This is a genomic window from Streptomyces spinoverrucosus, from assembly GCF_006539505.1.
In the GTDB taxonomy this organism is placed as follows: domain Bacteria; phylum Actinomycetota; class Actinomycetes; order Streptomycetales; family Streptomycetaceae; genus Streptomyces; species Streptomyces spinoverrucosus.
In genome coordinates this window covers 1-11,556 of record NZ_BJND01000120.1, presented here as the reverse complement: position 1 = coordinate 11,556, position 11,556 = coordinate 1, and the positions used below count along the sequence as shown (strand labels likewise).

Below are 11,556 nucleotides of genomic sequence, written 5' to 3'. Positions count from 1 at the left end.
TGCCGGACTCGCTCCTGCCGCTCCCACCTGCCGGACTCGCACCTGCAAGCCCGCACCCGCTGACTCGCACCCGCAAGCCCCCACCCGCCGGCCCCGCACCCGCAGCCCCCACCTGCCGACCCCGCGACCGCCCGGACCCCAATCCGCCAGCCATCCACAACCCCCACCACCGCACCACCACCGACAACCCTCACCACCCCACCACCAACACCCCCCACATCCCCCCTCACGAACCCCACCGACGCCAATCAGACGCCGACCCCGAAGAGGGAGAGATCCACGATGACCGAGACCACGGCCACCCGGCCCACTGGACTGACCACCGCCTTCGACATACCCCGGCCCCCGGGACTGACCTGGTACGTCCAGGCGCAGCAGCCCGTCGGCTACGAGGTGTCCCTCACCCGGGGCCTGCTCAACCCGGCCAACCCCGCCCTGGCAAAGGCCGTCGGTGCGGACGGGCGTAGCGGCGTGCGGGCGCTCGTCGTCGTGGACCGTGTGGTCGACGAGCTCTACGGCACCGCCCTGCGCGGCTACTTCACCGCCTGGCAGACCGACGTCACCTGGCTGGTGATGCCCGGCGACGAGGAGACCAAGACCCTCGACCAGGTCGTCGAGGTCACCCGCGCCATGACCCGGATGGGCATCCTGCGGCGCACCGAGCGCGTAGTCGTGGTCGGCGGCGGCGTCCTTATGGACGTCGTCGGCATGGCGGCCAGCCTGTACCGCCGCGGCGCCCCCTACGTACGCGTCCCCACCACCCTGGTCGGCCAGGTCGACGCCGGCGTCGGCGTGAAGACCGGCGTGAACCACGGCACCCACAAGAACCGCCTCGGCACCTACTTCGCACCCGAAGCCGCCCTGATCGACCCGGAGTTCCTGCGCACCGTCCCGCAGCGGCACATCGCCAACGGCCTCGCCGAGATCATCAAGATGGCGCTGATCAAGGACGCCAGCCTGTTCAAGCTGCTGGAGGAGACCGTCGCCCACATCTCCAGCGACTCCCTCGCCGACTGCGGCGCCGCCATGAGCGAGGTCGTCTCGCGGGCCATCGCCGGCATGCTCGACGAGCTGGAACCCAACCTGTGGGAGGGCGTGCTGGAGCGGTCCGTCGACTACGGCCACACCTTCAGCCCCTCGCTGGAACTGCGCGCCGACCCGCCCCTGCTGCACGGCGAGGCGGTCGCCGTCGACATGGCGGTGTGCGTCGCCCTCGCGGCGGGCCGCCAGTACCTCACCACCGAGGACGCCCACCGCGCGCTCGCCCTGATCGCCGCCGCCGGACTGCCGCTGACGCACCCGGTGTTCACCGCGGAACTGCTCCAGCTGGGCCTGGCCGACGCCGTCAAGCACCGCGACGGACAGCAGCGCCTGCCGCTCACCGACGGCATCGGCTCCTGCGTCTTCGTCAACGACGTCACGGCCGCCGAACTCTCCCGCGCCCTGGAGTTCGTGCACGCCTATGTGGGCGCAGCGGACGGCGTGGACGGGTCGGACCGGTGAGCGCCCAGGGCCCGATCGCCGTCCTCGACGTGGGCGGGACCCATGTGCGCCGGGCGTCCTGGTCACCCGGCGAAGGGCTGACCGGCCTCGTGGGCGAGCCCTCGCCCAGCCGGCTGCGGCATCCCGAGGCGACCGTCGAGGAGCTCAAGGACCGTCTGCTCAGCACCATCTGCGACGCCGTGCCCGGCACGACGGCCGTCGCCGGGATTTCCTTCGGCGCGGCGCTCGACCAGCGCACCGGCATGGTCTACGGCTCGGCGCCGCTGTTCGGCGACGAGACGACCCCGCTGGACCTGCCGGGCGCGCTGCGGGCGCGGCGGCCCGACGTGGAGTGGCACGTCGTCAACGACGTGACCGCCGCGCTGCTGCACTACGTCTCCGCGCCCGAGCGCCGGGGGCACCGCAAGGTGCTGCTGCTGACGGTCAGTTCGGGCATCGCCTGCCGGACGGTCGACCTGCGCACCGGCACCATCGCCACGGACGCCTGCGGGCTCCAGGGCGAGGTCGGCCATCTGCCAGCGGTGGCGGAACTCGCCGGCACGCCCGTCGAACTGGCATGCGACTGCGGCCGGATGGGCCATGTGTCGTCGTACGCCTCGGGCCCGGGCCTGCGACGGATGGCGGACGTACTGCGCGAGCGGTCCGCCACCCGCTGGCAGGGCTCGGCCCTGGGCCGGGCCATGGCCGACGGTACGTCGTTCGAGTCGGCCCTGACCGGCGCGCTCGACGCGGGCGACGCCCTGGCGGCCGAGCTGCTCGACGCGGCGACGGCCCCGGTGGCCCACGTTCTGCGCACCGCCCTGTGCCTGGACCCGGAGCTGGACGAACTCGCCCTGACCGGCGGCGTGGCGACGGGCCTCGGCCACCACTACGCCGCCTCCCTCCACCGCCATCTGCGCCACGAGGGCCTGTACCTCACCGGCGACCGCGAGCCGGAGTGGCTGACCGACCGCATCAGGGTGTGCGCCCCCGGGGAGGCGAACGGGCTGATCGGCGCGGGGATCGCGGCACTGGGGCAGGACCTCACGTCGGTGAGCGCCGCACCCCCACCCCGCCGCCACCACGCCATCCTCCGCACCCCCACCGGCCTCCACCTCTCCCCCCGCCCCACCCCCGACCCCGCCCCCGGCGAACTCCTCCTCGCCCCCTCCGTGGCCGGTGTCTGCGGCACCGACCTCCAGATGCTCCGCGGTCTGCGGGACGACGCCGCCCCCGTGATCGGCCACGAAGGCGTGGCCCGGATCGTGGCCGTCGGAGGGGGCGTCGAGGACCCCCGGCTGACCCCGGGCGCCCATGTCGTCGTCAACCCCACCCACCCCACCGACCCGGCGTTCCTGCTCGGCCACAACGTGGACGGCCTCCTCCAGGAGCGCGTCCTGATCCCGGCCACGGCGGTGCGCGCCGGTCTGGTGCTGCCGCTGCCCGAGGTGCCGCCGGGCGTGCTCGGCGCGCTCGTCGAACCGCTCGCCGTCGTCCGGTACGCCGCCCTCGCCCTGCGCGAGCACCGGCCGCGCACGCTGCTGGTGTTCGGTGACGGCACCGTGGGCCACCTGGCCGTGCGGACCGCCGCGCACTGGTACGGCCCGGTACGGACCGTGCATGTGCATCACACCCAGGGCGGCCTGGACTGGAGCGCCAAGGCCCCTGTTGCCGCCGACGTACGGCTGCGCCACGCGGACCTGACGGCGGACCGGCTCCGGCAGGCACTCGGCGACGGCCCGGTCGCGGTGCTGGTCGCCACCCCGGCCCCGGCCACCCTGCCCTGCCTGGAACTGGCGCTCGACGCCACCGACGGCCTGGACACCGCCGTCGACCTGGTGGGCGGGCTGCCCCGGGGCGCGACCACCTCGCGGCTGCCCGGCGTCGACCTGGCCGCCGTCCGCGCCGCGAACCGCGCGGGCCTGCCGCAGCCGCCGCAGGTCGCCCGGCTCGGCACGGCGAGCGGCCAGAAAGTGACGGTGCTGGGCCACCGGGGAGTGGCAGGCGAGCATCTCCTCTACGCAGCAGCGGAGTTGTGCCGGGCACCCGAGCGCTACCGCGACCTGGTGACACACGTCGTGGACCTGCCGTCGGCGGTCCCGATCCTGGCCCGCCTCGCCGACACCCACGACCGGATCATCTCGGGCCGCCGCCTGGTCAAGCTGGCCGTACGAATGGGCGGCCTGTCATGACCGCATACGGCACACCGCTGACGGCGCACGCCGACTGGCGCCTGCCCGCACGCGGCGCAGCCTTCCGCCACCGGATGCCGGGCATGCAGGCCGACCGGATCGTCTCGGGCCGCCGCCTGGTCAAGCCGGCCGTACGGATGGGCGGCCCGTCATGACCGCGTACGGCACCCCCCTGACCGCACTCGCCGACTGGCGCCTGCCCGCACGCGGCGCGGCAGCGGTCGACATCGCCTTCCGTCACCGGGTGCCCGGCATGCAGTTCGACCTCGGGGGCCCCGGCCGGGGTCCTTGGCTGGACGCGCCCGGGCACCTGGCCCGGCTGGCCCGTGCCGTCGGCGTGACCCCGTTGGCCGTCACGGCCAACGTCCTCAACGACATCGGGCTCACCGCCCCCGAGGGCACCCTCGTGGCGGCCAGGGTGCGGGAGGTCCTCGTACGGCTGCTGGACGCGGCCGCGGAGTTGGGGGCGCCGCTCGTCTTCGTGCCCAGCTTCCGGCGCAGCGCGATCGACAGTGGGGCCGCGCTGCACCGCACCGCCGAGGTGTTGCGGGCCGCCGCCGGGCAGGCCGAGGCGCGGGGCCTGCGGCTCGCGAGCGAGAACGTGCTCAAGCCGGAGGCGGCCTTGTGGCTGGTCCGGCAGGTCGGCTCGCCCGCCTTCCAGTTGCTGCTCGACACGTACAACCCGCGGGCGGCGGGCCTGGACCCGGCGGCCCTCGCGGCCGCGACGGCGCCGCACCTCGCCGACCAGATCCACGTCAAGGACGGCCCGGCCGGACCGGACCGCACACCGCTGCTCGGCGACGGCGACGGTGCGGTCGCCGACACCCTCGACACGGTCGCCCGCCGGTGCCGCCCGGTCCGCGCGCTGGTGCTGGAGAACGACCACCGGGGCGGCGACACCGCCCGCCTCACCGCGGACCTCGACCGGGTACGGGCGCTCGCCGAGCGCCTGGCCCACCGACACACGGAGACGGCACAGACATGGGGCTCGTAGTGACCGCACGGGCGCTGCTGTTCGACATGGACGGCACGCTCATCGACTCGACGGCGGCGGTGGAGCGCACCTGGCGCCGGTTCGCCGCCCGCCACGGCCTCGACGCGGCCGCCATCCTGGCCGGCGCCCACGGACAGCGCACCGCCGAGACGGTGGCCGCGCACGCCCCGCCGGGCACGGACGTGGCCGCCGAGACCGCCTGGCTGGTCGCCCAGGACGTCGCCGACACTGAGGGCACCGTCGCCCTGCCCGGCGCCGCCGACCTGCTGGCCGGGCTGCCCCGCGACCGCTGGGCCCTGGTCACCTCGGCGGGCCGGGAACTCGCCGAACGCCGGATGGCGGCCGCCGGGCTCCCGCTCCCGGACGTCGTCGTCACCGCCGACGACGTCCGACGCGGCAAGCCCGACCCGGAGGGCTACCGCACCGCCGCCCGCCGCCTCGGCGTCGACCCCAGGGCGTCGATCGTCTTCGAGGACGCCGAACTCGGCCTGATCGCCGGCCGGGCGGCGGGCGGCTACACCGTCGTGGTCGGCCCGCACGGCGGCAGCGCCGCCCAGGACCGCCCCCGCATCACCGACTACCGCGGCCTCACCTGCACCGACACCGGCGACGCCCTGCGCCTGACGCTCCCCGCCCTGACGGGCGCGGCCGTCTGAACCCACCCACGAGACGGCCGTCCGACCACCCACCACCCACGTGGACGGCCGTCCGTACCACCCGCGACGACGGCCGTCTGACCCAGCCACGACGACCGCCGTCCGTACCACCCACGACGACGGCCGTCTGACCCAGCCACGACGACCGCCGTCCGAACCACCACGACGACGGCCGTCTGACCCAGCCACGACGACCGCCGCCCGCACCACCCACCACCCCAGACGACAGGAGTACGTCCACCATGCCCACCCCCCAGATCTCCGGCACCGTCGCCCCGGGCTTCGAGTCCGTGCGCGACGAGTTCGCCCGCAATTTCACCGACCGCGACGAACAGGGCGCCGCCCTCGCCGTCACCCTGAACGGGGAACGCGTCGTCGACCTCTGGGGCGGCCCCGCCGACCCCACCACCGGCCGCGCCTGGGACGGCGACACCCTCCAGCTGATCTTCTCCGGCAGCAAGGGCGTCCTCGCCACCGCACTGCTCCTCCTCGTCGACCGGGGAGCCGTCGAGCTGGACAAGCCGGTCGCCCACTACTGGCCGGAGTTCGCGGCCAAGGGCAAGGACGGCATCACCGTGCGCCAGGTGGTCACCTTCACCGCCCGGATGCCCGCCGTCGCCGCCCCGCTCTCCCAGGACGACCTCGGTGACCCGGAGGCGATGGCCAAGCTGCTCGCCGACCAGGAGCCGGAGAGCGACTCACGCGCCGAGGGCATCCTGTACGGGCCGTGGGCCACCGGCTGGATCATCGCCGAGGTGATCCGGCGCGTCGACGGGCGCCGCCTGGACCGGTTCTTCGCCGAGGAGATCGCCGGCCCGCTCGACGTCGACGTGTCCTTCGGGATCACCCCGGAGCAGGAGCACCGGGTGGCTCGCACCGAGTACGGCACGGGCTTCCGCGAGCAGTTCGGCGGCTACTTCACCAGCGACGACCCGCTCACCCAGCGGATCTGGCAGAACCCGGTCCCGTTCCCCGAGGATGAGGAGATCTGGAACGGCCCCGCCCGCCGCTTCACCCTCATCCCCGCCGCCAACGTCTACGGCTCCGCCCGCGGCTTCGCCAAGCTGTACGGCATCCTCGCCGCCGACGCCGCCCGCCCGGCGGAGCAGGAGCACACCCTGCTCTCCCGCCGCCTGCTCGACGAGGCCCGCGCGCCCTACGTCAGCAAGGTCGACCAGCTCATCGACGTACCCATGGTGTACGGGGGCGGCGGCTACCGCCTGCGCACCAAGGCGCGCCCCACCGTCGACGGCGACTCCTTCGGCCACGACGGCGCGGGCGGCTCCGCCAACCAGGCCTGGCCGCGCGCGGCGGCCGGAGTGTCGTACGTGATGAACCGTCTGATCGCCCTCGGCCCCGACGACAAGCGCGCATCCTCCCTGGTGAAGGCCGTCTCCGCGGCGATGACGGAACTCGGCATCGGCGGTGGTGCGCGATGAGCGACGACGGCATACGGCTGCTCGGCCCCGACGGCAAACGGGTTGCGCACCCGACGTACTCCGGTGACGCCGATCCCGGTGAACTGCGCGCGCTGTACCGGGACATGGCGCTCGCCCGCCGCCTCGACACCGAGGGTGTCACCCTGCAACGCCAGGGCGAACTGGCGCTGTGGCCCTCCCTGCTGGGCCAGGAGGCCGCCCAGGTCGGCTCGGTGCGCGCGCTGCGCGAGGGCGACCGGGTCTTCCCCAGCTACCGCGAACACGCCGTGGCCCTCGCCCGCGGCGTCGATCCGCTGGCCCTGTTCCGCCTGTTCCGGGGCGTCGACCACGGCGCCTGGGACCCGGACGCGCACGACGTGCACCTCTACACGCTCGTCATCGGCTCCCAGACCCTGCACGCCACCGGCTACGCCCACGGCCTGACCAAGGACGGCTCGGACGCGGCGGTCATCGCCTACTTCGGCGACGGCGCCACCAGCCAGGGCGATGTGGCGGAGGCGTTCAACTTCGCCGCCGTGTACGACGCCCCGATCGTCTTCTTCTGCCAGAACAACCAGTTCGCCATCTCCGAGCCCAACGAACGCCAGACCCGCGTCCCCCTCCACCAGCGCGCCCAGGGCTTCGGTTTCCCCGGCGTCCGCGTCGACGGCAACGACGTCCTCGCCGTCCGGGCCGTGACCCGGGCCGCCCTGGAGCACGTACGGTCCGGCGCGGGCCCGTTCCTGATCGAGGCCTACACCTACCGCATGGGCGCCCACACCACCTCCGACGACCCCACCCGCTACCGGGACGCCGCCGAGGTGGAGCGCTGGCGCGCCAAGGACCCCCTGCTGCGCCTCGACCGGCTGCTGCGCGCCGAACACGCGGCCGACGACGCCTTCTTCGCCGAGGTGGAGGCCGAGGGCGAGGCCCTGGCCGCCCGGATCCGCGAGGGCGTACGCGGCATGCCGGCGCCCCGCGCGGAGGAGCTGTTCGACCACGTGTACGCCGAGGAGAACTCCCTGGTCGAGCGGGAACGCGCCGAGTTCGCCGCGTACCAGGCGGCCTTCGAGGAGGTGTGAGCGGCGATGACAGCGACACGTATGACCCTGGTGGCCGCCCTCAACGCCTCCCTGCGCACGGCCCTGGCCGACGACCCCAAGACGCTGGTGATGGGCGAGGACGTCGGCCGCCTCGGCGGAGTCTTCCGCGTGACGGACGGCCTGCAGAAGGATTTCGGCGAGGGCCGCGTCATCGACACCCCGCTCGCCGAGTCCGGCATCGTCGGCACGGCGATCGGCCTGGCCCTGCGCGGCTACCGGCCGGTGGTGGAGATCCAGTTCGACGGTTTCGTCTTCCCGGCCTACGACCAGATCGTCACGCAGCTCGCCAAGATGCACGCCCGCTCCCGGGGCCTCGTCCGCCTCCCGGTGGTCGTCCGCATCCCGTACGGCGGCGGCATCGGCGCCGTCGAACACCACTCGGAATCCCCCGAGGCCCTCTTCGCCCATGTGGCCGGCCTGCGCGTGATGTCGCCGTCGACGCCCTCGGACGCCTACTGGATGCTCCAGCAGGCCATCCGCAGCGACGACCCGGTGATCTTCTTCGAGCCCAAGCGGCGCTACTACGACAAGGGCGAGGTCGACACCACGCAACCGGCCGCTCCCGCGCACACCGCGCGGGTCGTACGGCCGGGCGCCGACCTGACGCTGGCGGCGTACGGCCCGACGGTCGCGACCTGCCTGCAGGCGGCCGAGGTGGCCGCCGCGGAGGACGGCCGGGCCCTGGAGGTCGTCGACCTGCGCTCGATCTCGCCGATCGACTTCGCCGCCGTCGAGGAGTCGGTGCGCCGGACCGGACGGCTGGTCGTCGTGCACGAGGCGCCCGTCTTCTTCGGCGCGGGCGCGGAGATCGCCGCCCATGTCACCGAGCGCTGCTTCTACCGACTGGAGGCGCCGGTGTTGCGGGTCGGCGGCTACCACAGCCCCTATCCGCCCTCCCGGCTGGAGGACGAGTACCTGCCCGGCCTCGACCGCGTGCTCGACGCCGTCGAGCGCGCACTCGCGCACTGAGGAGCTCTGCTGACGATGACGGACACCGCTGAGCGTTACCGGGAGTTCCGGCTGCCCGACGTGGGCGAGGGACTCCAGGACGCCGAGATCATCCGCTGGCTGGTCGCGCCCGGGGACACCGTGACGGACGGTCAGCCGGTCTGCGAGGTGGAGACGGCGAAGGCGGCCGTGGAACTGCCGGTGCCCTTCGCGGGGCGGGTGCGGGAGCTGCTGTTTCCGGAGGGGGCGACGGTCGATGTGGGGGCGGTCATCATCAGGGTGGATACGGGGGAGGAGCGGGAAGTGCCGGTCGCCGGCAGCGGTCGTACCCCCGTCCTGGTCGGATACGGCGCCGCCCCCGCCCCCGCCACCCGGCGCTCCCGCCGTCGCCCCACCGCCCCGCCCCGGCCGACCGCGCCCGCCGCGAAGCCGCCGGTGCGCAAGCTGGCCAAGGACCTCGGCGTCGACCTGACGGCGATCGTGCCCACCGGCCCGCGCGGCGACGTCACCCGAGAGGACGTCCACGCGGCGGCCCGCACCAGCGAGCCTGTACCGGCGCAGGAACCGCACACCCCACCATCCCCGGACGAGACGCGCATCCCCGTCACCGGCGTCCGCAAGGCGACCGCCCGGGCCATGGTGGCGAGTGCCTTCACCGCGCCGCACGTCACGGAGTTCGTCATCGTCGACGTGACCCGCACCATGAAGCTGATCCGCCGGCTGAAGGAGCACCCGGACATGACCGGCGTGCGGGTCGGCCCCCTGCTGCTCGCGGCCCGGGCGTTCCTGCTGGCGGTGCGGCGCAACCCGGAGATCAACGCCTCCTGGGACGAGGAACGCCAGGAGATCGTCCGCAAGCACCGGGTGAACCTCGGTATCGCCGCCGCGACCCCGCGCGGACTGCTGGTCCCCACGATCGCGGACGCCGACCGCAGGACGCTGCCCGAACTGGCCGCCGCCCTGGACGACCTGGTGGTGACGGCCAAGGAGGGCCGGACCCCGCCCGCCGCACTGCGCGGCGGCACCGTGACGCTCACCAACATCGGCGTCTTCGGCATCGACACCGGCACGCCGATCCTCAACCCCGGCGAGTCGGCCATCCTCGCCCTCGGCACCATCGCCCCGCGTCCCTGGGTGCACCGCGGCAAGGTCGTCCCGCGTCAGGTCACCACCCTCGCCCTGTCCTTCGACCACCGCCTGGTGGACGGCGAGCTGGGCTCGCGCGTCCTCGCGGACACGGCGGCTGTGCTGCACGACCCGGACCTGCTGTTCACCCGCGCCTGACGCCAACGACTGGAAGAGGACGATCGATGCTCGACGCACCGCGTCTCCCGGCGCCGCCCTCCGCCCCGGCCGAGACCCCCACCCCCGCCCGCCTGGGCCTGACCACCGCCGTGGTCGCCCTCGGCGGCCTGCTCTTCGGCTTCGACACCGGCGTGATCTCCGGCGCCCTGCTCTTCATCCGCACGGACTTCGCCCTGAACTCCTTCGAGGAGGGCGCCGTCATCTCCGCGTTGCTGCTCGGCGCGGCGGTCGGCGCGCTCGGCAGCGGCCGCCCCGCCGACCGCTTCGGCCGCAAGAAGGTCCTCGTGGCGATCGCGCTGACCTTCACGCTGGGCCTGCTCGCCGCCGTCCTGGCCCGGAACTTCGCGATGCTGGTCGCCGCCCGCGCGGTGCTCGGCCTCGCCGTGGGCGGCGCGTCCACCGTCGTACCGCTGTACCTCACGGAGATCGCCCCGCCACGCCTCCGGGGCCGCCTGGTGACGGCCAACCAGATCCTGCTCACGGTGGGGATCCTGGTGTCGTACCTGATCAATCTCGCCTACGCCGGCAGCGCCGACTGGCGTGCCATGTTCGCCGTCGGGCTGGTGCCGTCGGTGGCCATGCTGGTGGGCACGCTGCTGATCCCGGAGAGCCCGGAGTGGCGGCGGGGCGGCGCCGTCACGCGTGACAGGTCTGCGCACGTCGCCCTGTCCTCGCCCCTCGTACGCCCCGCGCTGGTCATCGGAGTGACACTGGCGGCGGTTCAACAGTTCGGCGGCATCAACAGCATCATCTACTACGCCCCCAGCATCATGGCCCGCGCCGGACTGCCCGCCACGAACTCGATCACGTACTCGGTCGCCATCGGTGCGGTGAACGTCGTCATGACGATCGCGGCGATCCCGCTGATCGACCGGGTCGGCCGCCGCCCGCTGCTGCTGTTCTCCCTCACCGGCATGGCGCTGTCGCTCGCCGCCCTCGGCGTCGCGCTCAGCCTGCCCACGTCCTCGGCGACCAACATCACCGCACTGATCTGCATGGTCACGTACGTGGCGAGCTTCGCGATCGGCCTGGGCCCGGTGTTCTGGATCCTCGCCGCGGAACTCTTCCCACCCGAGGCCCGGGCCCGCGGCTCCGCCGTATGCGCACTGGTCAACTGGGCCGCCAACTTCATCGTGGGCCAGCTGTTCCTCCCGGCCGCGGACCTGGTGGGCGAGAGCTGGGTGTTCTGGTCCTTCGCAACGGTCTCGGCGACCGCGGTGGCCTTCGTCCTCCGCACGGTCCCAGAAACCAAGAACCGCTCCCTGACCGACGTACAGAGGGGACTGGCCACTAGGTCGCACCCGCGCACCCGGCCCGCGACCCCGTGACGTCCGCCCGCCCCTAACCCACAAACCCCGGCCACTCGCCGCTGCTCCCCGCCCCTCCCCCCGCCCGACAACCGGCGGTGCCGTGCGGGGTTGGTGTCCGGTGGTGCTGCGCGGCGCCGGTGTCCGGCCG

Annotated in this window: 10 protein-coding genes; all 10 read left to right on the top strand. The window is 73.8% G+C overall.

What is annotated here, in order from left to right:
• Positions 1-282: 282 nt before the first annotated feature.
• The 10 genes from SSP24_RS41160 (at position 283) to SSP24_RS41120 (ending at position 11,426) form a co-directional block, all read left to right on the top strand.
• Positions 283-1,503, top strand: coding sequence for a sedoheptulose 7-phosphate cyclase (locus SSP24_RS41160; protein ID WP_174864807.1), 1,221 nt, complete (start codon positions 283-285; stop codon positions 1,501-1,503).
• Complete coding sequence (locus SSP24_RS41155; RefSeq protein ID WP_141316174.1) at positions 1,500-3,674, top strand: ROK family protein; 2,175 nt, start codon at positions 1,500-1,502, stop codon at positions 3,672-3,674. Before SSP24_RS41160 ends, SSP24_RS41155 begins: the two co-directional genes overlap by 4 nt.
• Complete coding sequence (locus SSP24_RS43290) at positions 3,671-3,829, top strand: hypothetical protein (protein WP_167529863.1); 159 nt, start codon at positions 3,671-3,673, stop codon at positions 3,827-3,829. The genes SSP24_RS41155 and SSP24_RS43290 overlap by 4 nt, the downstream gene beginning before the upstream one ends.
• The gene (locus tag SSP24_RS41150; RefSeq protein ID WP_141316173.1) at positions 3,826-4,668 is read left to right on the top strand and encodes a sugar phosphate isomerase/epimerase family protein; all 843 of its coding nucleotides are present in this window, start codon (positions 3,826-3,828) and stop codon (positions 4,666-4,668) included. Before SSP24_RS43290 ends, SSP24_RS41150 begins: the two co-directional genes overlap by 4 nt.
• Positions 4,656-5,324 (top strand): HAD-IA family hydrolase, encoded by a 669-nt coding sequence (locus SSP24_RS41145; RefSeq protein WP_141316171.1) that lies wholly within the window; start codon positions 4,656-4,658, stop codon positions 5,322-5,324. Before SSP24_RS41150 ends, SSP24_RS41145 begins: the two co-directional genes overlap by 13 nt.
• Positions 5,325-5,566: 242 nt before the next feature.
• Complete coding sequence (locus tag SSP24_RS41140; protein WP_141316169.1) at positions 5,567-6,763, top strand: serine hydrolase domain-containing protein; 1,197 nt, start codon at positions 5,567-5,569, stop codon at positions 6,761-6,763.
• The gene (gene pdhA, locus SSP24_RS41135) at positions 6,760-7,824 is read left to right on the top strand and encodes a pyruvate dehydrogenase (acetyl-transferring) E1 component subunit alpha (protein WP_141316168.1); all 1,065 of its coding nucleotides are present in this window, start codon (positions 6,760-6,762) and stop codon (positions 7,822-7,824) included. Before SSP24_RS41140 ends, pdhA begins: the two co-directional genes overlap by 4 nt.
• Positions 7,825-7,830: 6 nt before the next feature.
• Positions 7,831-8,814 (top strand): alpha-ketoacid dehydrogenase subunit beta, encoded by a 984-nt coding sequence (locus SSP24_RS41130; protein ID WP_141316167.1) that lies wholly within the window; start codon positions 7,831-7,833, stop codon positions 8,812-8,814.
• Positions 8,815-8,829: 15 nt separating this feature from the next.
• Positions 8,830-10,077, top strand: coding sequence for a dihydrolipoamide acetyltransferase family protein (locus SSP24_RS41125; RefSeq protein WP_141316166.1), 1,248 nt, complete (start codon positions 8,830-8,832; stop codon positions 10,075-10,077).
• A 26-nt stretch (positions 10,078-10,103) separates the two neighbouring features.
• Positions 10,104-11,426, top strand: a complete 1,323-nt coding sequence (locus SSP24_RS41120) for an MFS transporter (protein WP_229866356.1) — start codon at positions 10,104-10,106, stop codon at positions 11,424-11,426.
• Positions 11,427-11,556 lie beyond the last annotated feature (130 nt).